Annotated in this window: 16 protein-coding genes; 9 read left to right on the forward strand and 7 right to left on the reverse strand. The window is 62.7% G+C overall.

Translation table 11 applies throughout. From position 1 onward, the window contains the following. The first annotated feature begins 265 nt into the window (after positions 1–265). The 4 genes from JHD64_RS13795 to JHD64_RS13810 all read left to right on the forward strand — a co-directional run bounded on the left by JHD64_RS13795 (position 266) and on the right by JHD64_RS13810 (position 7,973). Positions 266–1,879: a mechanosensitive ion channel family protein gene (locus JHD64_RS13795; RefSeq protein WP_059286136.1), complete on the forward strand. Its 1,614-nt coding sequence runs from the start codon at positions 266–268 to the stop codon at positions 1,877–1,879. 258 nt (positions 1,880–2,137) lie between these two features. Next, complete coding sequence (locus JHD64_RS13800; RefSeq protein ID WP_199053567.1) at positions 2,138–3,328, forward strand: response regulator; 1,191 nt, start codon at positions 2,138–2,140, stop codon at positions 3,326–3,328. A 41-nt stretch (positions 3,329–3,369) separates the two neighbouring features. Further along, complete coding sequence (locus JHD64_RS13805) at positions 3,370–4,107, forward strand: response regulator (RefSeq protein WP_199053568.1); 738 nt, start codon at positions 3,370–3,372, stop codon at positions 4,105–4,107. Between the two features lie 26 nt (positions 4,108–4,133). Continuing rightward, entirely contained in the window at positions 4,134–7,973 is a 3,840-nt protein-coding gene (locus JHD64_RS13810) for an ATP-binding protein (RefSeq protein ID WP_199053569.1), read from the forward strand. A gap of 6 nt (positions 7,974–7,979) precedes the next feature. Here JHD64_RS13810 and JHD64_RS13815 read toward each other — a convergent pair whose 3' ends face one another. The 3 genes from JHD64_RS13815 to hemA all read right to left on the reverse strand — a co-directional run bounded on the left by JHD64_RS13815 (position 7,980) and on the right by hemA (position 11,721). After that, entirely contained in the window at positions 7,980–8,897 is a 918-nt protein-coding gene (locus JHD64_RS13815) for a LysR substrate-binding domain-containing protein (RefSeq protein ID WP_082693455.1), read from the reverse strand. 494 nt (positions 8,898–9,391) lie between these two features. Beyond that, positions 9,392–10,468: a peptide chain release factor 1 gene (gene prfA / locus JHD64_RS13820; protein WP_059286131.1), complete on the reverse strand. Its 1,077-nt coding sequence runs from the start codon at positions 10,466–10,468 to the stop codon at positions 9,392–9,394. Then, positions 10,468–11,721 carry a glutamyl-tRNA reductase gene (gene hemA, locus JHD64_RS13825; protein ID WP_059286130.1) on the reverse strand — a complete coding sequence of 418 codons (1,254 nt, stop codon included), beginning with the start codon at positions 11,719–11,721 and terminating at the stop codon, positions 10,468–10,470. The genes prfA and hemA overlap by 1 nt, the downstream gene beginning before the upstream one ends. 193 nt (positions 11,722–11,914) lie before the next feature. Between hemA and pdxH the strand changes: the two genes are divergently transcribed. Next, positions 11,915–12,556: a pyridoxamine 5'-phosphate oxidase gene (pdxH, locus tag JHD64_RS13830; RefSeq protein ID WP_059286129.1), complete on the forward strand. Its 642-nt coding sequence runs from the start codon at positions 11,915–11,917 to the stop codon at positions 12,554–12,556. A gap of 6 nt (positions 12,557–12,562) precedes the next feature. Here the strand turns inward: pdxH and JHD64_RS13835 are convergent, their stop codons facing one another. Beyond that, entirely contained in the window at positions 12,563–13,510 is a 948-nt protein-coding gene (locus JHD64_RS13835; protein WP_233170501.1) for a LysR family transcriptional regulator, read from the reverse strand. A gap of 107 nt (positions 13,511–13,617) precedes the next feature. On the opposite strand from JHD64_RS13835, the gene speB reads away from it, so the two are divergent. The 3 genes from speB to JHD64_RS13850 all read left to right on the forward strand — a co-directional run bounded on the left by speB (position 13,618) and on the right by JHD64_RS13850 (position 17,121). After that, complete coding sequence (gene speB, locus JHD64_RS13840) at positions 13,618–14,574, forward strand: agmatinase (RefSeq protein WP_059286128.1); 957 nt, start codon at positions 13,618–13,620, stop codon at positions 14,572–14,574. An 84-nt stretch (positions 14,575–14,658) separates the two neighbouring features. Further along, a complete protein-coding gene (locus tag JHD64_RS13845; protein WP_059286127.1) occupies positions 14,659–16,026 on the forward strand; it encodes a sodium:solute symporter in 1,368 nt (455 codons plus the stop codon). Positions 16,027–16,191: 165 nt separating this feature from the next. Further along, a complete protein-coding gene (locus JHD64_RS13850; RefSeq protein ID WP_199053570.1) occupies positions 16,192–17,121 on the forward strand; it encodes an ABC transporter substrate-binding protein in 930 nt (309 codons plus the stop codon). A 22-nt stretch (positions 17,122–17,143) separates the two neighbouring features. On the opposite strand, the gene fghA is transcribed toward JHD64_RS13850, so the two are convergent. Next, positions 17,144–17,977, reverse strand: coding sequence for an S-formylglutathione hydrolase (gene fghA, locus JHD64_RS13855; RefSeq protein WP_370540958.1), 834 nt, complete (start codon positions 17,975–17,977; stop codon positions 17,144–17,146). A gap of 111 nt (positions 17,978–18,088) precedes the next feature. Further along, positions 18,089–19,210 carry an S-(hydroxymethyl)glutathione dehydrogenase/class III alcohol dehydrogenase gene (locus JHD64_RS13860; RefSeq protein WP_370540959.1) on the reverse strand — a complete coding sequence of 374 codons (1,122 nt, stop codon included), beginning with the start codon at positions 19,208–19,210 and terminating at the stop codon, positions 18,089–18,091. Between the two features lie 172 nt (positions 19,211–19,382). Between JHD64_RS13860 and JHD64_RS13865 the strand changes: the two genes are divergently transcribed. Further along, positions 19,383–20,366 carry a LysR substrate-binding domain-containing protein gene (locus JHD64_RS13865; RefSeq protein WP_082693454.1) on the forward strand — a complete coding sequence of 328 codons (984 nt, stop codon included), beginning with the start codon at positions 19,383–19,385 and terminating at the stop codon, positions 20,364–20,366. Here JHD64_RS13865 and JHD64_RS13870 read toward each other — a convergent pair. Next, positions 20,271–21,305 (reverse strand): linear amide C-N hydrolase, encoded by a 1,035-nt coding sequence (locus JHD64_RS13870; RefSeq protein ID WP_199053572.1) that lies wholly within the window; start codon positions 21,303–21,305, stop codon positions 20,271–20,273. The two genes, JHD64_RS13865 and JHD64_RS13870, sit on opposite strands and share 96 nt — an antisense overlap. Positions 21,306–21,345: the final 40 nt, after the last annotated feature.

The raw sequence follows: 21,345 nt of genomic DNA on the forward strand, positions 1-21,345 counted from the left end.
ACCGTGAAACGCCTTAGCGCCGATGATAGTGTGGCATTCGCCATGTGAAAGTAGGACACCGCCAGACTCCCCTTACAAAAGCCCAGCTCAACCGAGCTGGGCTTTTTGCATTGGGGCTGGCTCTGGTCTTGGTCATAGCATAAGCCGCCTGTGGGCGGCTTTGTTGCGTCTCGGCCCGTGCATTCCGGGCGGCGTGGCTGTGCTGCCTGCCCCCGAGGGCAGCAAACAGCTATGATGTTGCTGTCATCGACAGGAGGAATGCATCATGGCCCGAATTCTGCTCTGTATCCTTGCCTTGTTGCTGGCCAGCCTGACACAGGCGGCAGAGCCGCGGCTGGCCCCGGATAATTGGGAACAGCAACGCACGCTGGTGCTGGGTGGGCAGCCGATTTATCTGTTCATGGCCAAGGAGGGGGAGCTGACTGCCCAGCAGCGTGTGGCCAGGGTGCAGGCTCGCTTGCAGGCTCTGGAACAGGCGGATGCCAGCCATCCGGTTGAGGCGACACCTTATGGGCAGGGGGCGAGTGCCGGCTACCGGCTGTCGGTCAACGGCAAGTCGCTATTCAATATTGTTGCGGGTGATCTGGATCCGGCGGATGGCCTGAGCTTGCAGCAGTCTGCCAGCAATGTGCAGCAGCGCCTGAATGCCTTGCGACTGGCTTATCTGGAAGAGCATTCTTCCGGCGCACTCGTCAGTGCGCTGGCGCAGAGTCTGGCGGGTAGTGTGCTGTTTGCCGCCCTGCTCTATCTGATCATGGTCTTGCGTCGGCGGGCATTGTTGCGGGTGTCGCACCGCCATGCCCTGTTTCCCGGCTGGCTTAGCAAACGGCAGACGCTGCGCCGGCTGCTGCAGCGTGCCGAAGGCAGCATCATCAACCTGACCACTGCGCTGTGCGTCATTTTCCTCAGCTATCTGTGGCTTACCTGGCTGCTGGGACGTTTTCCCTATACCCTGCCCTGGAGTCGCCGCCTGGGCAGTTTCCTGTGGCAGCTGGTCGCCACGCTGGCGGCTGATGCGCTCAGTGCCGTTCCCGGTTTGCTGACGGTGGGACTGATCTTCCTGTTTACCCGCTTGCTGACCCGTGGTTTGCAGTTGATATTCGACATGGCCGAACGTGGCCAGCTGCGTTTTCCCGGCCTGCATCCCGAGACTGCCGGTGCCACCCGTCGGCTGCTGGGGGTGGTGCTCTGGCTGTTTGCGCTGACCGTTGCCTATCCCTATCTGCCTGGTGCCGACTCTGATGCATTCAAGGGAATGAGCGTGTTTTTCGGTTTGCTGGTTACCTTGGGCTCGGCGGGCATCATGAACCATGCGATGAGTGGCCTGGTCCTGGTGTATTCGCGAGCCCTGCGACCGGGAGACTTTGTGCGTATTGGCGATGTCGAGGGCGTGGTAACCGAACTCAGTGCACTGTCGACCAAGATACTGACCCGGCAGGAACATGAGGTGACCCTGCCCAATGCGGTGGTGGTGGGCGGCAAGGTGGAGAATTACAGCCGGACCAGCCCGGGGCGGGGGCTGATGCTGACGACCACGGTCACCATTGGTTACGACACGCCGTGGCGACAGGTGAAAGCCATGCTGGAGCTGGCGGCCCACCGCACCTCGCTGGTGGATCACACCGAAGCGGTGGTGGTGCGGCAGTTGAATCTGCAGGACTTTTACGTCGAGTACGAACTGCAGCTGCGTGCGCTGGCCGATGCCCTGCCACAGGAAGTGCGCAGCGAGCTGCATGGGCACATTCAGGATACCTTCAACGAATTCGGCGTGCAGATCATGTCGCCACATTTCATGGCCCAGCCGGAGCAGGCGGTGGTGGTGCCGGCTGCGCAGTGGTATGCGCCGCCCGCGCAGCCGGCCGCGGCAAAGGGGGAATAGGCTGCTTAGCTGTTTGTCATGAATTGTGAGAAATCTGCAGTGTGCAATGCAGCGGGCAGCCTTATGTGCTTGAGCAGGGCAATCCGCGCTTTCTCTGGCGGGAATTTATATTAATTGTTTAAGTGATCGCCAATTTTATCAATGAATAACGGCGCAATGCTTGCCTCCCGGCGTGGCTTGCTGCTATACCAAAGGGGTAAATTATCGCTTTGCTGCCGGCTTCCCATTCCCGGCGGCCATCCGCCGGGGGATACCGTCATGTCGTCGCTGCCAATGAGGCTGTTGATCCTGGAAGACCAGGTCATTCTGCGCAAGCTGATTTCCCGCCAGACCGGTTTTTTCAGCCGGCATGCCACCCAGATCGATGAGTTCAGCGACCCGGCCGAGGCACTGCGCAGCGCTGCCGAAACCAGCTATGACCTGATCATTACCGATATCGGCATGCCGGGCATGAACGGCATCGATTTCATCAAGAATCTCACCGCCATCGGCTGCCGGGCCTCGCTGTTGATCATTTCCGGCTATGACGAGCGTACCTTGCACACCATTGCCGACATGGCGCGCCACCAGGGCATCGAGAGCGTGCATTTCCTGTGCAAGCCCTACAGCATCGACCAGTTTCTGCATCGGCTCAACGCCGTCTTTGCCGATCTGGAGCAACGCGCGCTGGCCTACCCGCTTGATTTGCAAAAGGTCTGGCAGGACTGCATCAGCCAGCCACTGCAGCTGGAGTTCAAGCCGGTACTGAGCCGGGACATGCAGCAGCTGCGCGGCATGCAGCTGGCCGCCATCAGGCTGCCCGACGGGCTGTTGCCGCTGGATGCCGCCCGCTACCGCCAGCTGGCGGCCAACCCGCCATTGCCGGTGCTGATTCTGGAAGTGGTGCTGGAGCAGTTGGCCCAGTTGCTGGCCAGCCTGCCGCGGGAGCAGCGCCAGCACTGTCTGTTCAGTCTTTATCTGGATGGTGCTTGCCTGGCCAACGACAATCTGTTCGACCGTTACAACAGCGTATTGCGGCAATATGGCATCCAGCCCGGGCAGATCGGTTTTCTGCTGGCCGATGGCCTGCAGCAGCAAACTGCCGCGGTCTGCTTTGAAAACATTGCCAAATTGAAGTACTTCGGCTTTGCGCTGCTGGCAGACCAGCTGGGCGAGGGTGGCCTGACCGTGGGCAATCTGTTGCGGCTGCCACTGGATGGCGCCACCGTTTCTGCCCCGGCCCTGCGCCAGTTGCGCGCGCAGGGGGTGGACATGCCGGCACTATTGCAATGCTGTGGCCTGAGCCTGTCGCAGCTGAGCATCACCCGGCTCGACATGGAAGCCGACCTCGAACTGCTGGCTGGTCTGGAGGGGTGCAGCGTCAGTGGCGAGCAGATCGCCCTGCAGCTGGGCAGCGGCGAACTATCATCTTATTTACAGCAACAGACTGCCGGCGAGCTTACGCACTAGACCGGCAGCGTAGCGATGTCCCGCCATGCAAAGGGGTAAACATGTCCAACGAACTGGAAAAGCTCAAGATACTGGTGGTGGATGACCAGTCACTGGTCAGGACGCTGGTCAGCCAGTCCTTGCAATCCATGGGTATCCGTGCGGAAAACATCTCGCAGGCGCCGGATGGCAGCACCGCCATGCGCACGCTGGACATGCGCATGGTTGACCTGGTGCTGTGCGATGTGGAAATGAAGCCGATGAACGGCCTGGACCTGCTCAAGGAACTGCGCTGCGGCCATACCATGAATGCATCCAACCTGCCCTTCATCATCCTGTCCGGGCATGCCGACCGCGGCAATGTCACGGTGGCGGTGCAGCTGCATGCCGATGGTTTCGTGGTGAAGCCACCCAAGCCGGTGGATGTGGAAAAGGCCATCATGCAGGCCTTGCGTCGCACCCGGCCCGAGGTCGATCCCTTCAGCTATTACGGTGTGGATACCGGTACCGACTACGACAAGAAAGTATTCCGCCGCCTGTTCGAGCCGCGCCCGGAAGACCTGCCGGATGCGCCCAATGAGACCGTTACCGTAAACAGTGCCAAGCCCGGTGCGGTACTGGCCGAGGACCTGTTCAGCAAGAGCGGTCACCTGCTGCTGCCACGCGGTGCCAGCATATCCGCCAACCAGCTGGCGGTGCTGCGCAACTACAGCGACCGCTATGGCGTACAGCAGCTGGTGGTGGAAAAAGCCGTGGTGGTTGCCAGTGATGGCGACCCTGCTTCCGAGCCGACCGGCTGAAACAGACTGCCCGCAGGGGAGAGTGCATGGCCACGATCAGCAGCAAGGCAAGCCAGACCTTATCCATCGGCAGGGCGGTGATTGCCATCGTGGTGTTGCTGGGGGTCTTCCAGATCGGCTGGGTGGCCAGATTGCTGTCGGTGTCATGGCAGCACTACCAGCAGGCGGTAGCGCTGGCCGATGTGCAGGAGATCCGCACCAAGCTGTATACCGCGGCCGATCTGCTGCGGCGCGAGGCCATACTCAGCCGCAGCCTGCTGTATCGCAGCTATCCGCCATTTCCGCAGGAGCGCAGCCAGCTGCTGTTGCTGCGCACGCAGGCCGATCACTGGATGGAACTGGCGCAGGCTGCCAGCCAGCGCGATGTGGTGAGCGAGCAGCGCGCCAAGCTGGCCATGGTGCAGCTGCAACTGGACAGTTTCCGCAGCTTGCGGCCCGAGGTGGACATGCGCATCGGCCCGGCCTGGGGGCAGGATGAAACCCTGGGTTATGCCGAGGAACTGTCCTCCCGCCATTTGCAGGATGCCATCGATAACGTGCTGATCGGCATGAACGGTCAGATGAAATGGACTGCGCCGGCCGGGCTTTTCGTCAATATGGACATTGCCCAGAGCAGCTGGAGCATAGGCCATACCCTGCGCACCACCGCCACCGCCTTGCTGCTGCGCAGCCAGCTGGACTCGCCGCTGAGCGAGACCGAAGAGGGTGACCTGCAGTCGCGGCTGGACCTGAGCAACCTGATGCTGCAACAGCTGCGGGTGGATGCCGGCCATCTCGAAGACCCGGCGCTGGCCGACAGCCTGCGCCGCATTTCCGATTCTGCCCTGGCGCTGCACATGCTCAACAAGCAGCAACTGCAGCGCCAGCAGCAGCACCAGAGCATGCATGACATGCAAGGCGGCATGCAGCAGCTGCTGGACAAGGTGCAGCAGGAAAGCTGGGCGCTGTTCCAGCATGCCAACCGCCTGTGTGCCGAGCAGATCCAGCAGGCACTGGCTGATTACCGCCGCCAGCTGATCCATGACAGCCTGCTGGGGCTGGCGATACTGGGACTGGCGCTGATCCTGCTGTACAGCATGACCAAACGGGTGCTCAAGCCGCTCAACCATCTGCAAAGCATGCTGGATGCCGCCGGCGACGCCATCATGACCATCAGCCAGCAAGGCCGGGTGCTATCGGCCAATGCCGGCGCCCAGCGACTATTCGGCACCGGCAGCCAGGAACTGGAAGGCCGGCACATCAGCCAGCTGCTGCGGCTGCAACAGTCCCTGGCCGACACCCTGCTGGCGGTCAGCGAGCTGGGCAGCCAGCAGCTGCAAGGCGAGGGCATCAAGCTTAATGGCGAATTGTTTTTCGCCGGTATCACCCTCAGCACCTTCCGTACCTCGGCGGCGGAAAAAGTCTTCATGCTCATCGTGCGCGACGAACATCAGCGCCGCATTGCCGAGAATTCGCTGGAGCACAATCTGAGCATGCTGTCGGCCATTTCCCATGTGGAAAATCTCATGCTCAGCCGCTGGCCACGCCACGAAGTACTGGACCGGCTGCTACAGGAATTCATCCACTTCAGCCATGCCGAACAGGGCTTCATGCTGGTACTGGCCGAGTTCCCGGACGACCGTTTCGAAATCCGCCTGCAGGCCGGCCAATGGCCGGACACCCTGCCCCCACTGGAGGCGCTGTCCCACGAGGCCGAGCCGCTGACCTGGTTGCTGCAAAGGCTGGCCGAGATGCCCGCGTGGATTACCCTGCCGGTGTCGATGGATGACGATGTGTCGGCGCTGATCTGCCTGCTGCATCCGGACCTGGCCATGCTGGGCAAGGGTATCCAGCCGCTGGTTGGTGCCTATGCCAACATTCTCGGCTTTTTCGACGAAGAAGACCGGCGCATGCTGTCCGAATCGCAGTTGCGCTCGGTATTGCAGGAAGAAGAAGCCATTTATTCCGCCTCGCCGGTCGGCTTGCTGCGGCTGAACGAGCAGATGCAGATCGTGCGCGCCAACCGCATGGCGGAAGACATCTTCGGCCAGGGCGGCAGCAGCCTGCCCGGCATGCACCTGATGGAGCTGCTGGCCTCCGACCAGAGCTGGTTCGACCTGACCAGCCAGCTCAACAACATGGCGCAATACCAAAGCAAGCTGCGCTGCGAACTGGAATGCCTGGGGGCCGATGGCCGGCCGATCTGGGTGCTGTTCGAGGGCATGCTGCTCTTCCCCGACCGGCCGCGCGAGGGCACCATCCTGGCCTGCCTGGACATCACCGAGCGCAAGCTGGCGGAATTCGAACTGCGCATGGCGCGCGACCAGGCCAATGCGGCCAACCGTGCCAAGAGCTCCTTCCTGGCCACCATGAGCCATGAAATCCGCACCCCGATGAACGGCGTGCTGGGCATGCTGGAACTGCTGACCATGACGCCGCTCAATCCCGAGCAGCAAGACAGCGTCAACACCATTCAGGAGTCGGCGCGCACCCTGTTGCGGCTGATCGACGACATCCTGGACTTCTCCAAGATCGAGGCCGACAAGCTGGAAGTGGTGCAAACCCCGACCGCGGTCAAGCCGCTGCTGGAACAGGTCCGCACCCTGTATGCCGAGACCGCCGCCGCCAAGGGCCTGCGACTGCAACTGGAAGTGGACGACAAGCTGGCCCCGGCCCTGCTGCTCGATCCGCTGCGGCTGCGGCAGATCCTGCAAAACTTTGTCAGCAATGCCGTCAAGTTCACCGCCAATGGCGGCATCACCCTGCGGGTGGAAGTGCTGGAGCAGGAATTTGCCGCGCAGACCCTGCGCTTTGACATCATCGACAGCGGCATCGGCATTTCCCAGGAAAACCTGGCACGGCTGTTCGAGCCGTTTACCCAGGCCGAATCCGATACCAGCCGGCGCTTTGGTGGCACCGGGCTGGGGCTGGCCATCTGCCGCCGGCTGGCCGGCCTGATGGGCGGCCATGTCGAACTGGAAAGCCAGCCGGGCGAGGGCACTCGTGCCTCGCTGCTGCTGGTGGCCAATATCGTGGATGCCGAGGAGCTGCCGGGCGCCGAGGTTGACGACGGCCAGCCATCGACAGCTGCGCCGGATACGCCGCAGGGCGCGGCCTTGCCCATCCTGTTTGCCGAAGACAATCCCACCAATCGCAAGCTCACGCTGCGCCAGCTGCAAAAGCTGGGCTACAAGGCCGACTGTGCCGAAGACGGCGCGCAAGCCTACGCCATGTGGCAGGCCGGCCAGTACAGCCTGCTGCTGACCGACTGCCACATGCCGGTCACCGACGGCTACGAACTGGCCCGGCTGATTCGTGCCTATGAGGCCGAGCATGCCGAACGCGGCCGGCTGCCCATCATCGCCTGTACCGCCAATGCCGGGCAGGAAGAGCTGCACAAGACCAGTGCCGCCGGCATGGATGATTTTCTGACCAAGCCGCTGGCCATCAATGTCCTATCGGCCATGCTGGATAAATGGCTGCACCAACCGCAGGAGAATGTGATGTCCGATACCCCTGAGCAGACACCCGATAGCGCCGCCCTCTGTCCGGTCGACCGCTCCGTACTGGAGGTCTACAGTGATGGCGAACTGTCGGTCGAGCTGGAAATCCTGCACGACTTCGAGGTGGCCAATCGCGATGACATGGCCGCCCTGCGCCAGGCCGCGGCCGAGCGCAATGCCGAGCAATTGGCCTGGGCGGCCCACCGCATCAAGGGGGCCAGTCGCATGGTGGGGGCCAATGCCATGGGCGATGCCGCCGAACGGGTGGAAAAGACGGCCAAGGCTGGCCAGGGTGAGCAGGCCGCGGCGCTGCTGGCCGGGCTGGAAGCAGCGCTGGGCGAGTTTGAACACTGGCTGCAACAGCAGGACACCGCCAGCGTATAAGCCTGGCTACATGCTGCGGCTGATCGCCTCGCTGCGCTCCAGTGTGGCGATCAGCCAGTCGCGGAAGGCGCGGATCTTCGGCTGCTGTGCCATTTCGTGCGAGTACATCAGGTAGTAAGCCCACTCGGTTTCCAGCACGGTATCAAAGGGAATCACCAGCCGTCCGCGCTGGATGTCGTCGTTGACCATCGACACCTGCGCCAGTGTCACCCCCATGCCGGCTGCGGCCGCATGCAGGGCGTATTCCAGCGCGTCGAAGGTCACGCCGCTTTCCGAATTCAGCGAGTTCACCCCGGCCAGTTTCAGCCAGCGGTCCCATACATCCTGATCACGCCAGGGATGCAGCAAGGTGTGGTATTGCAGATCCTCCGGCGTGCGCAGCGGATGCGGGCCTTCCAGCAGGGCTGGCGAGCACACCGGCACCAGTTTTTCGCGGCAGATGCATTCGATGCGCATGTCGGTGGATACCTCCGGGCGCGCCATGCCGATGATGGCCAGATCATATTCGGCGCGGTTGAAGGGCTTGTCGTGAATCAGCTGGGTGATCAGGTGCAGGGTGTATTCCGGATAGCGGGTCTGGAAGTCCGGCAGATTGGGCAGCACCCAGCGCATGGCCGGGGTGGGGGGAATGCGCACGCGCAGGCCGCTCTGGCGCAGCCGCAGCATTTCACTGGCTTCATGCAAGAGCTGGAAGGCATCGCGTGCCGGTTTCACCAGCGCCTCGCCTTCGGCAGTCAGCGCCAGGCCACGCGCCTGCCGGATGAACAGGCTGGTGCCGTAGAACTCTTCCAGCGTCTGCACATGGCGGCTGACGGCGCCTTGCGTCAGGTGCAGCGAGGTGGCGGCACGGGTGAAAGACAGGTGTTCCGCCGCAGCGACAAAAACACGCAACGCGTTAAGAGGAGGCAGTTTCATCGGATTCATGTGGTTTAGTCATGGCTGGCATGATTATAACTGCTTTGCCAGTTTTGCAGTGGCTGCTTATCCTTGCGGCTAGCTCATTGATAATCAATGCAAAGCCGCGATTTACTTCAGTTGAAGCATTTTATTGTGCAAAGCTGCCACTTGCCGGAGTTTTGTACGAGCGATGTCCTCAATGCATGGATAATCTGCTGGCCGGCAGGCTGCCGCCAGCATGATGCAAGCACACGGCGGCTGCCCTTGCGGCAGCGCCAGCAGTTTTCCACCCATCTCCACGTTGGGAACGGCCGGGTCTTACCTCTGGGACCTGGCCGATTTTTTTGTCCCTTGCCGGCCCGCAGTCCGGCGCAGGCAAGAAAAAAGGCCACTTGCGTGGCCTGAAGATTCGGAGAAAAAGCGGCAGGACCGGATGAACCGGACCCTTGCGGACAAGGGCTGCTTTTTCGGGGTCAGAGTGTACAACGATGTCTGCTGCGGGGCAAACCGGGCTGCACCGCTCAGTCGCCCAGTGCGGCCAGCAGTTCGGCTTGCTGTTCGGTGATCAGCGCATCGGTCAGCTCGACCAGGTCGCCATCCATCACGTAATCCAGCTTGTACAGCGTCAGGTTGATGCGATGGTCGGTAATGCGGCCTTGCGGATAGTTATACGTGCGGATGCGCTCGGAGCGGTCGCCGGAGCCGATCAGGCTCTTGCGCTCGGCCGCCTCTTTTTGCTGCTGTTCGCGGCGCTGGATGTCATTGATGCGCGCCGCCAGCACCTGCATGGCGCTGGCCTTGTTGGCGTGCTGCGAACGGCCATCCTGGCACTCCGCCACAATGCCGGTGGGCAGGTGGGTGATGCGCACGGCCGAGTCGGTCTTGTTGATGTGCTGGCCACCGGCACCGCTGGCGCGGAAGGTGTCGATGCGCAGGTCGGCCGGGTTCAGCACCACATCCACCAGCTCGTCGGCCTCGGCCATCACCGCCACGGTGCAGGCCGAGGTATGGATGCGGCCCTGGGTTTCGGTGGCCGGCACACGCTGCACGCGATGGCCGCCGGATTCGAACTTGAGCTTGGAATAGGCACCGAAGCCGATGATGCGGACAATGGCTTCCTTGTAGCCGCCCAGGTCGGATTCACTGGCGGAGACGATTTCCACCTGCCAGCGGTTGCGTTCGGCAAAGCGGGTATACATGCGCAGCAGGTCGGCGGCAAACAGCGCCGCCTCGTCGCCGCCGGTGCCGGCGCGGATTTCCAGGAAGATGTTCTTCTCGTCGTTGGGGTCCTTGGGCAGCAGCAGCTTTTGCAGCTCCAGCTCCAGCGCGGCCATTTTTTCCCGGCCCTCATCGATTTCCAGCTGGGCGAATTCCTTCATGTCCGGGTCGGACAGCATCTCGCTGGCGGTGGCGATGTCGGTTTCACATTGCTGGTATTGCTGAAAGGTTTCCACCACCGGGGTGAGTTCGGCGTGTTCGCGGGTCAGCTTGCGGAACTGATCCATATCGGCAGTCGCCGATTCGCTGGCCAGGAGGTGGGTGACCTCTTCCAGGCGATCGGCCAACTGCGACAGTTTTGTCGCAATCGACGGTTTCATTACGACTCCGGATGTAAGTGGTACAGACGGGCGATGGTTTCCACCATGGCCGCATGCTCCGCGCCGCTACCGGAGGACAGCGCCTGGGTAGGGGGGTGCATCAGTTTGTTGGTGAGTTGCTGCGACAGGCTTTCCAGCACCTTTTCCGGCGGCGTGCCCTTGGCCAGCTGCTTGAGCGCGGCCTCCAGCGCATGGCGGCGGGTACGGTCGGCTTCGTCGCGCAGGGCGCGGATCAGCGGTACGGTCTCGCGCTTTTTCAGCCAGTCGTTGAATTCGGCCACACGGGCCTGAATGATGGACTCGGCCTCTTCTGCCGCGCTCTGGCGGGCTTCCTTGCCCACCTCGACGATGCTGGCAATATCGTCCACCGTGTACAGGTAGACATCATTCAGCTTGCCGACTTCGATTTCAATATCGCGCGGCACCGCCAGGTCCAGCATGAAGATGGGACGATGGCGGCGGGCCTTGATGGCGCGCTCCACCAGGCCCTTGCCGACGATGGGCAGCTGGCTGGCGGTGGAGGTCACCACCACATCGTAGCGGTGCAGCACATCGGGCAGCTCGGACAGGGTGATGGCATTGCCGCCAAACTGCTCGGCCAGCTTCTGGCCACGCTCCAGCGTACGGTTGGCAATGGTGATACAGGAAGGCTCGCGGGCGGCAAAGTGGGTGGCCACCAGCTCGATCATTTCCCCGGCGCCGATGAACAGGATGTTCAGCTCGCCAATGGTGGGGAAGATCTGCTCGGCCAGCTTTACCGCCGCCGCCGACATGGACACCGAGCTGGAACCCACCGCCGTGCTGCTGCGCACTTCCTTGGCCACGGCAAAGGTGCGCTGGAACAGGCCGTTGAGCAAGGAGCCCAGTGTGCCGACATTCTCCGCGGTACGTACCGCGTCCTTCAGCTGACCGAGGATCTGGGTTTCCCCCAGCACCATGGAATCCAGGCCTGAAGCCACGCGGAAGGCATGGCGGGCGGCGCTGCTGGCATCCAGCTGGTACAGATAGGGGCGCAGTTCTTCCACCGCCAGGCCGTGGTATTGCGACAGCCATTGCAGGGCCTGCTCGGGATTATTGCTGTTGCAGTAGATTTCCGTGCGGTTGCAGGTGGAAACGATGGCCGCCTCGCGCGCCGCGTGCGAACCCACCAGGCTTTCCAGCGCGTTGGGCAATACCTCGGCCGGGAAGGCTAGCTTCTCGCGTACCGACAGCGGGGCGGTGTGATGATTCAGGCCAAAGGCAACCAGATGCATGAGCGGAAAAGGCCGCAGAGGAAATGCAGTATTCTAGCCTAAGTTACAGCTAACGTCCCTAACTACGGGGTTTTTCGCCAGCAGATTGATTCATCTGCACTTTTTCCGATGAGTGCTGTTGCCGCCGTGCTTGATCTACCCCTGCCGCCGGCTTCTGACTTACCATGGCGTCTGACCGCATCAGGAGAACCGCATGTCGCTGAATCTTGCCGATATCCGCCAGGATTATTCAAAAAAGGAATTGTCACCGGAAGATTGCCTGCCGGATGCCGTGGCGCAGTTCGAACTATGGCTGAACGAGGCGATGACCGCCCAGGTACACGAGCCGACGGCGATGAATGTGGCCACCGTGGGCGAAGATGGCCGGCCCACGGCGCGCATCGTGCTGCTCAAGGGCGTGGAAAACGGCCAGCTGGTGTTCTACAGCAATTATCTCAGCCGCAAGGGCCGGCAGCTGGCGGCCAATCCCTATGTGTCCATCACCTTTTTCTGGCCGGAGCTGGAGCGTCAGGTGCGCATCGAGGGCCGGGTGGAACAGGTGGCGCCAGAGGTGTCCGATGCCTACTTCGCCAGCCGTCCCTATACCAGCCGCCTGGGGGCCTGGGCCAGCGAGCAGAGCACCGAGATCAGCTCCAAGAATGTGCTGATCAGTCGTGCCGCCATGTTTGGCGTCAAGCACCCGCTGCATGTACCGCGCCCGCCGCACTGGGGCGGCTACGCGGTGATTCCCGACCGTATCGAATTCTGGCAGGGCCGCCCCAGCCGCCTGCATGACCGCGTGGTCTACCTGCTGCAGGCCGATGCCAGCTGGCAACGGCTGCGGCTGGCTCCCTGAGTCGGCTCAGGCTGGCGGTAGCTGGTGCGCCGCCAGCAAATCCTGCATAAAGGCGCAGACCACCTCGCTCTGCCGCGCGCTTTGCCGCGTCACCATGTGAAAGGTGGGGTGATAGCACAGCAGCGCCGGATTGAGCGCCCGCAGCAGACCCTGCTCCACCATGGGGCGGGCGAAGTGTTCGGGCAGAAAGCCCAGATGATGGCCGGACAGGATCAGCACGGCCATCGCCTCCATATTGTCGGCCCGTGCGGTGATGCGCCAGCTTTCCACCGGCAGCTGAATGTCCGGCAGCGGGTAGCTGCGCCAGGCCCAGTCGTGGCGGGCGGCTTCTTCCACCGCCATATTGCCCGCCTGCCTGAACAACGGGTGTTCCTGGCTGCAATAGGCCAGCTGGTGTTCGGTAAACAGCGGCAGGTATTGCAGGCTGGGCGCGCGGTGCCAGAAATAGCCGATGCCCAGGTGGATTTCTCCGTTGATCAGCGCTTCTTCCAGGGTGCCGGGTGCCAGCATGGACAGCACCAGCTCCACCGCCTCTTCGCGCTGGCGAAAACGTCGTATGGTTTCCGACAGCCGCGCATGTGCCCGCATGGTGGTATGGCCCACCACGCCAATTCTTAACTGCCCCACCAGCTTGCGTTCCAGTTGCCGTGCTTCCACGCAGAACGCCTCGGCAGCATCCAGCAACTGGCGGCTGGCATGCAGCAGCTGGCTGCCCTTGGCGGTGAGGGCAAAGCCGGCACGGCCACGTTCGCACAGGCGGTAGCCCAGCCGGGTTTCCAGTGCGGCCAGCTGGTTGCTGATGGTGGACTGGCTGACATTCAGGGTGGACTGGGCCGCGGAAATGCCGCCGGCATCGACAACGGCGCGAAAAACCCTGATTAGGCGTAGATCAAGGCTGGACAGGGTGTTGAGCATGGTTTTGTCCCGGTGATGGCGATAGGTCAGGCCGGTCATTACACACATTCAGATTTATCAATGTAAACAGTGGAATACGGTGATTTTTCCCAAGTTGCCGCCTGAATAGACTGAGCCCTCGTTCAACCTCAGTTTCAGGAGTCAGCATGTCAATCGCTGAACGCAATCAGCCGCTGGGTGGCAATGCCATGCCGCGCTTTGGCGGCATCGCCACCATGATGCGGCTGCCCAAGGTGGAAACCGCCGCCGGCCTGGATGCCGTGTTTGTCGGCCTGCCGCTGGATATCGGCACCTCCAACCGCAGCGGCACCCGTTTTGGTCCGCGGGAAATCCGCAATGAATCGGTATTGCTGCGTCCCTACAACATGGGGACCGGTGCGGCCCCCTTCGACAGCCTGCAAGTGGCCGATATCGGCGATATCGCCACCAATCCCTACAACCTGCTGGACAGCGTGGCGCGCATCGAGGCGGGCTACCGCGACCTGCTGCAGTACGACGTGATCCCTCTGGGGCTGGGCGGCGACCACACCGTCACCCTGCCCATCCTGCGTGCCATCGCGGCCAAGCACGGCCCGGTGGGGCTGATCCATGTCGATGCCCACGCCGACATCAACGATGAAATGTTTGGCGAAAAGATCGCCCATGGCACTACCTTCCGCCGTGCCCAGGAAGAGGGCTTGCTGGCTGCGGACCGGGTGGTGCAGATCGGCCTGCGCGGCAGCGGCTATGCCGCCGAGGATTTCGACTGGGCGCGCCGCCAGGGTTTCCGCGTGGTGCCGGCCGAAGCGTGCTGGAACCATTCGCTGCAGGGCCTGATGCAGGAAGTGCGTCAGCAGATGGGGGGCGGACCGGTTTATCTGAGCTTTGACATCGACGGCATCGACCCGGCATTTGCCCCCGGCACCGGCACGCCGGAAGTGGCCGGCCTCACCTCGGTGCAGGCGCTGGAAATCGTGCGCGGCTGTCAGGGGCTGAACCTGGTGGGCTGTGACCTGGTGGAGGTGTCGCCACCCTATGACACCACCGGCAATACCGCGCTGCTGGGGGCCAATCTCCTGTTTGAAATGCTGTGCGTGCTGCCCGGGGTGGTCATCCGCCGCTGAGTACGCCATCCAGGCCGCCACAGAGCGGCCAATCACAATCCGTTCATAGCCAATTGCCAACAAGGCAGACTTAGGAGACAAACCATGGGACTCGATATCTTTGTCGTGTTCATTTATATCGCCGGCATGCTGCTGCTGGGCTGGCTGGGCATGCGCCGTGCCACCAGCCGCGAGGAATTCCTGGTGGCGGGCCGTAATCTGGGACCGGGCTTTTACATGGGCACCATGGCCGCCACCGTGCTGGGTGGTGCCTCGACGGTGGGCACCGTCAAGCTGGGCTACGTGTACGGCATTTCCGGCTTCTGGCTGTGTGCCGCACTGGGCTGCGGCATTCTGGTGCTCAACCTGTTCATGGCCAAGCCGCTGCTCAAGCTGAAGGTGTTTACCGTCACCCAGGTGCTGGAGCGGCGCTACAACACCCTGGCCCGTCGCACCAGCGCGCTGGTGATGCTGATGTATGCGGTGATGATCAGCGTGACCTCGGTGCTGGCCATTGCCACGGTGATGCAGGTGCTGTTCACCCTGCCATTCTGGGTGGCGGTGCTGATCGGCGGCGGGGTGGTGGTGCTGTATTCGGCGGTGGGTGGCATGTGGTCGCTGACGCTGACCGACATCGTGCAGTTCCTGATCAAGACCATCGGGCTGATGTTCATCCTGCTGCCCATCTGCCTGTACCGCGTGGGTGGCTGGGAGCAACTGGCAGCCAAGCTGCCGGCCTCCTACTTCAGCTTCACGGCCATCGGTGGCGACACCATCCTGACCTACTTTGTCATTTACTTCTTCGGCATCCTGATCGGCCAGGATATCTGGCAGCGGGTGTTCACCGCGCGCAGCGAGCGGGTGGCGCGCTACGCCGGCAGCATTGCCGGGGTGTATTGCATCCTGTACGGGCTGATCTGTGCCGCCATCGGCATGGCCACCAAGGTCTTGCTGCCTGATCTGGAGGTGCCGGCCAATGCCTTTGCCTCCATGGTGAAGGAAGGCTTGCCGGACGGGGTGCGCGGGCTGGTGATTGCCGCCGCGCTGGCCGCCATGATGTCCACCGCCAGCGCAGCCTTGCTGGCCGCTTCCACCACGCTGACCGAAGACCTCAGCGGGCGCGATGGCTGCAGCCTGTGGACCAACCGCATCGTTACCCTGCTGGTCGGCCTGCTGGTGCTGGCCCTGGCCATGGTGGTGACTGATGTGATCAGCGCGTTGACACTGGCCTACAACCTGCTGGTGGCCGGCATGCTGGTGCCTTTGCTGGGCGCCATCTTCTGGCCGCGTGCCACCACACCGGGGGCCATCAGCAGCATGGTGCTGGGCTGCGGTACCGCCATTCTGGCCATGATCAGCTATGGGCTGGATTCCAATGTGCCCATCTACCTGAGCCTGGCGGTGAGCGTGCTCAGCTTTGTGCTGGTCAGCCTGGTCACCCGCAAGGAGCAACGCCAGGCCGCCAGTATCTGACCGCGCCCTGGTCCCTCAGCAAAACAGCCGGCTATCCCGGCTGTTTTGCTTATTTATCTATGCCTGGTAGTGCTTTGAACTGGTCAGTTTGATATTGCGCTGTGAGCTAGTGTGTGAATGGACTCAGACCATGCCGGGCGATGTGTTGTTTCAAGTGAGGATTGCATGATGGGTAACAAACAGGATGCCGGGAAGGCTTCGGGACTGGCGCTGACAGTATGCGTATTTGATGGGGGGTGGAACCTGCCGCTGTGGGCGGCACAGCAGCAAGGTTTCTTTGCGGACCACGGGCTTGACATACAACTGGAGTACACCCCGGATTCGCGCCAGATGATCGCGGGCTTCCTGGATGGCCGTTACCCGGTGGTGCTGTTGAGTGCGGACAATATTGTTGCTTACCAGCAGAACCAGGCAGAGCTGCCCATACCGGGTGAACCCGATGCCGTGATGTTCATGGGCGGGGATGATGGCTTGCTCAGTCTGGTCGCTGCTCCAGGAATCACCAGCATGGCCGGGCTTAGCCAGGCCATTATCGGGGTGGATGCCCCCGATACCGGTTTTGCACTGGTGCTGTATGCCTTGCTGGAGCAGGCCGGGCTCAGCCGTGACAAGGTGACGATTGCTGCGCTCGGCAGCACCGAAGAGCGCTACCAGGCTTTGCTGGCGGGGCGGTGCCAAGCTTCGCTGTTGCGTACCCCGTATGAGCTGATGGCGGTTGAGCAGGGATGTCAGGTATTGGCGCAGACTGCGGATATCTTGTCCCATTACCAAGGCACAGTGGGCGCGGTGCGTCAGCACTGGGCAGACAGCCATCCGGCCCAGCTGGCAGGATTCCTGGCCGCCTACCGTGTCGCGCTGGCCTGGTGCGCGCAGGAGGCCGATGCAGCCACCACCCTGTTGCAGCAGAACATTGCCGGACTGGGGCCCCAGGCAGCCATGCAAGCCTATGCGCGGCTGATGGACCCCCTGCACGGCCTGCGTCGCGATCTGCAAATTGACCGTATTGGCGTGGCCGCGGTAGAGGATTTACGCCAGCGCTATCTGGCCACCGCAGCCGGGCAGCAGGCCCGACTGCGCTATCTGGATGGCTGCTGAATTGCCAGAACTTGCCAGCGATTCAATCGCGCAGATAGCCGGCGTGAAAGCGCAGCTGCTCTTCGATAAAGCTGGCAATGAAGTAATAGCTGTGGTCGTAACCGGGATGGCGGTGCAGCTGCAGAGCATGGCCGCCGGCACGGGCGGCGTTTTCCAGCGCTTCCGGCCTGAGCTGCTCGGCCAGGAAACCGTCAGCCAGGCCGATATCCACCCGCAGCGGCGGCAGCGCGGTCGCCTGTTCCAGCAAGTGGCAGGCATCCCACTCCAGCCACTGTCGGCGCTCCTCCCCCAGATAGGCGGCAAAGGCTTTCTGCCCCCATGGCACATTCAGCGGATTGGCAATCGGGCTGAAGGCCGATACCGACACATAATCCTGCGGCCGCTTGAGCGCGCAGATCAGCGCACCGTGGCCGCCCATGGAATGGCCGGCAATGGCGCGGCGCTGGCTCACCGGGAAGTGCGCCTCGATCAAGGCCGGCAGCTCGCGGCTGACATAGTCGTACATCCGGTAATGGCGGTTCCACGGCGCCTGGGTGGCGTTGACATAAAAGCCCGCACCCTGGCCCAGGTCGTAGGCCGGGTCATCTGCCACGCCTTCACCGCGCGGGCTGGTGTCCGGTGCCACGATGGCCATGCCCAGCTCGGCGGCAATACGCTGCGCGCCGGCTTTCTGCATGAAGTTTTCGTCAGTGCAGGTCAGGCCGGATAGCCAGTACAGCACCGGCACCTTGTCACCCCGTGCGGCCTGTGGCGGCAGATAGATGGCAAAGCGCATGCGGCAGCCCAGCACGGCAGAGTCGTGCAGATACTGCTTGTGCCAGCCACCAAAGCACATGGCACTGCTGATGTTTTCCAGATTCATTTTCGTCCTCCGAACAGGCCGGGCCGGCAACAGCTGCGGCCCGGCAGGGTGGTCTGAGCGCGGCTGGCAGGGCCAGGGCCGCAGCAGGGCTGGTGTCCGCAACGCTCAGTCCTGGCCGTAGTGGATGACGGAGCGAATGCTCTTGCCCTCATGCATCAGTTCGAAGGCGGTGTTCACTTCTTCCAGCGGCATGGTGTGGGTGATGAAGTCGTCCAGGCGGAATTCGCCCTGCAGGTAACGCTCCACATAGGTGGGCAGTTCGGAACGGCCACGCACGCCGCCAAAGGCCGAGCCGCGCCATACCCGGCCGGTCACCAGCTGGAAGGGACGGGTGGAGATTTCCTGCCCGGCTCCGGCCACGCCGATGATCACCGACTCGCCCCAGCCCTTGTGGCAGCATTCCAGCGCCGAGCGCATCACATTGACGTTGCCGATGCACTCAAAGGAGAAGTCCACGCCGCCGTCGGTCATTTCCACGATCACGTCCTGAATCGGCTTGTCGAACAGCGCAGGGTTGATGCAGTCGGTGGCACCCAGTTTTTTCGCCAGTTCAAACTTGCTCTCGTTGATATCGATGCCGATGATGCGGCTGGCCCCGGCCATGCGTGCGCCGATGATGGCCGACAGGCCGATGCCGCCCAGGCCGAAGATGGCCACGGTATCGCCCGCCTTCACCTTGGCGGTGTTCACCACCGCGCCCATGCCGGTGGTGACGCCACAACCCAGCAGGCACACTTCTTCCAGCGGCGCAGCCTTGTTCACCTTGGCCAGCGAGATTTCCGGCAGCACGGTGTATTCGGCAAAGGTGGAGGTGCCCATGTAGTGGTAGATGGGCTGGCCGTCCTTGGAGAAGCGGGTGGTGCCATCCGGCATCAGGCCCTTGCCCTGGGTAGCGCGGATTTTCTGGCACAGATTGGTCTTGCCGGATTTGCAGAACTTGCACTCGCCGCATTCCGGCGTGTACAGCGGAATCACATGGTCGCCCACTGCCACGCTGGTGACGCCTTCGCCGACGGACTCGACAATGCCACCGCCCTCATGCCCGAGGATGCAGGGGAAAATGCCTTCCGGGTCGGCACCGGACAGGGTGTAGGCATCGGTATGGCACACCCCGGTGGCCACCAGCTTCACCCGTACTTCGCCCGCCTTGGGCGGGGCCACTTCCACTTCCTCGATGGACAACGGTTGACCGGCGGCCCAGGCCACGGCGGCCTTGCACTTGATGATGTCCTGACTCATGGCGATCTCCTGATGGGGTAATCCGCCCGCAACGGCATGCGGCACTGTGCGCGGCGGCGGAATAGGGCTGCTGCCAGGCAGCAGTAAAACACCATTGTATTGCGACTGTTTTTGCAGATAATCTGCCTGATCGGTAAATGATTTTTTCTGTGGAGCAATAATGGCGACGTGGCAAGGGGTGAATGAATTCGTCAGCGTGGCGGAACTGGGCAGCTTTACCCGTGCTGCGCGCGCGCTGGACCTGTCGGTGGCACAGGTCAGCCGCGAAGTCACCCGGCTGGAACAACGGCTGCATGTGCAGCTGCTATACCGTACCACCCGCCAGCTGACACTGACCGAAAGCGGCCAGCTCTATCTGCAGCATTGCCGGCAATTGCTGGACGGGCTGGACGAGGCCGAACGCGCCTTGTCCTTGCACCAGGCCGTGCCGCAAGGCCGGCTCAAGCTCACCGCGCCGGTGGCCTATGGCGAAAGCCATATCGCCCCGTTGATCACCGCCTTCCTGCAGCGTTATCCGGCGCTGGAGATCCAGCTCAATCTCACCAATCAGGTGCTGGACCTGGTGGCCGAAGGCTATGACCTGGCCATCCGCCTGGGACATCTGGCCGAATCCAGCCTGGTGGCACGGCGGCTGGCCAGCCGCCGCCAGCATGTCTGCGCCGCCCCGGCCTATCTGCAGCGCCATGGCCTGCCCAACAGCCTGTCCGAGCTGGATGGCCACAACTGCCTGCTGGGCAGCAATGATTTCTGGCATCTGCAAGAGGGCGGCAAGCGCCGCCTGCTGCGGGTCAAGGGCAGCCTGCGCTGCAATAGCGGCCACGCGCTGACCCATGCCGCGCTGCAAGGCGTGGGCATTGTGCAGCTGCCGGACTACTACGTGGCGCGCCATTTGCAGCGTGGCGAACTGGTGGAGCTGCTTGCCGCCTATCGCGAGCCGGACGAGGGCATCTGGGCACTGTATCCGCACAAACGCCAGCTCTCCCCCAAGGTACGCATGCTGGTGGATGAGCTGGCGGCACGGCTGCCAGGCTTTGTCCCGCCCGCGGCACTACAGCACGGGCTGGGCCAGGCCGATGTGCTCGTGCAGGAAACGGGAGAAGGAATGGCGGCGCACACTGTCGATGGCGGCGTGGTCGGCCAGTGACAGGCACAGATAGTTGAGCGCATTGTCCGGACGGATGTACAGCAGGCCGCGGCTCAGGTCGGTCAAGGCGCTGAAGGTGGTCCATTCCTCTGCCAGCCGTCCCGCCTGGGCGGGGTCGGGCAGATTGGTGGCGCCGCGTGGCCGGTCAAACTTGTTGGTGATCTTGGCCACCAGGGCCACCGCCGCGTCGGCATGCGCTGGCGTCTGGCAGAACTGCGCATAGTAGGCGGCGCGGACAAAGCGGCTGCTGGAGGTGTCATCCGCCGGCAAGCCGGCCATGGCGTTGCCGACATCCTCGGTACGGGCCAGATGGCTGCCGAAGTATTGCTCGCGTTTGCCCAGGTTGGAGACAAAGGCGTAGTTGTCCAGATGGGTCAGGTGCCAGTCAAACGCCGGGCCATTGGTCATGACGCCGACCGGGTTGTCATGGAGCTGCACCCGCCCCTGGCCAAACTCGATCACCAGCCCCTGGCCATGCCGGTCGAACACCGCGTAATGAAAGGGCGAGGGCGTATTGCCCAGCATGGGCAGCGGGTCCACCCAGAACTGGCTCTGCTCCACCAGCTGGCGCACTTCGGCACAACTGCCGCAGCTGGCCAGCAGCCAGCTGGCCACACCGGACACCGCTATCAGCGGGCGGCTGTCCTGCTGTGGATTGGGCAGCGCGGTTTCGGCAAACATATTCATGTTCACCGTCAGCCCGGCCTCGTTGAGCCCTGCCACCGCCGGCTGGTAATCCGCGGCAATGTCCAGGCTGATGGACAGGAAACGCAGGCGGCTGGCAAAGCGCATGGCCGGAAAGCCGGCGGGCACCGGGCTGGCGAATTGGCTGCCACGCGGGTAATAGCCCAGCGAGAAGGCCAGCTCCTCACCGTATTCCAGGGTGCGACCCTGATAAACCTTGCCATGTTGATCGCGGATGATGAAGGTAGTGCACATGGTGGGACTCCTTGGCGGATGACAGCAGCGGACGGGGCCA

The organism is Aquitalea sp. ASV15 (genome assembly GCF_016429115.1).
GTDB classification, from domain to species: Bacteria; Pseudomonadota; Gammaproteobacteria; order Burkholderiales; family Chromobacteriaceae; genus Aquitalea; species Aquitalea magnusonii.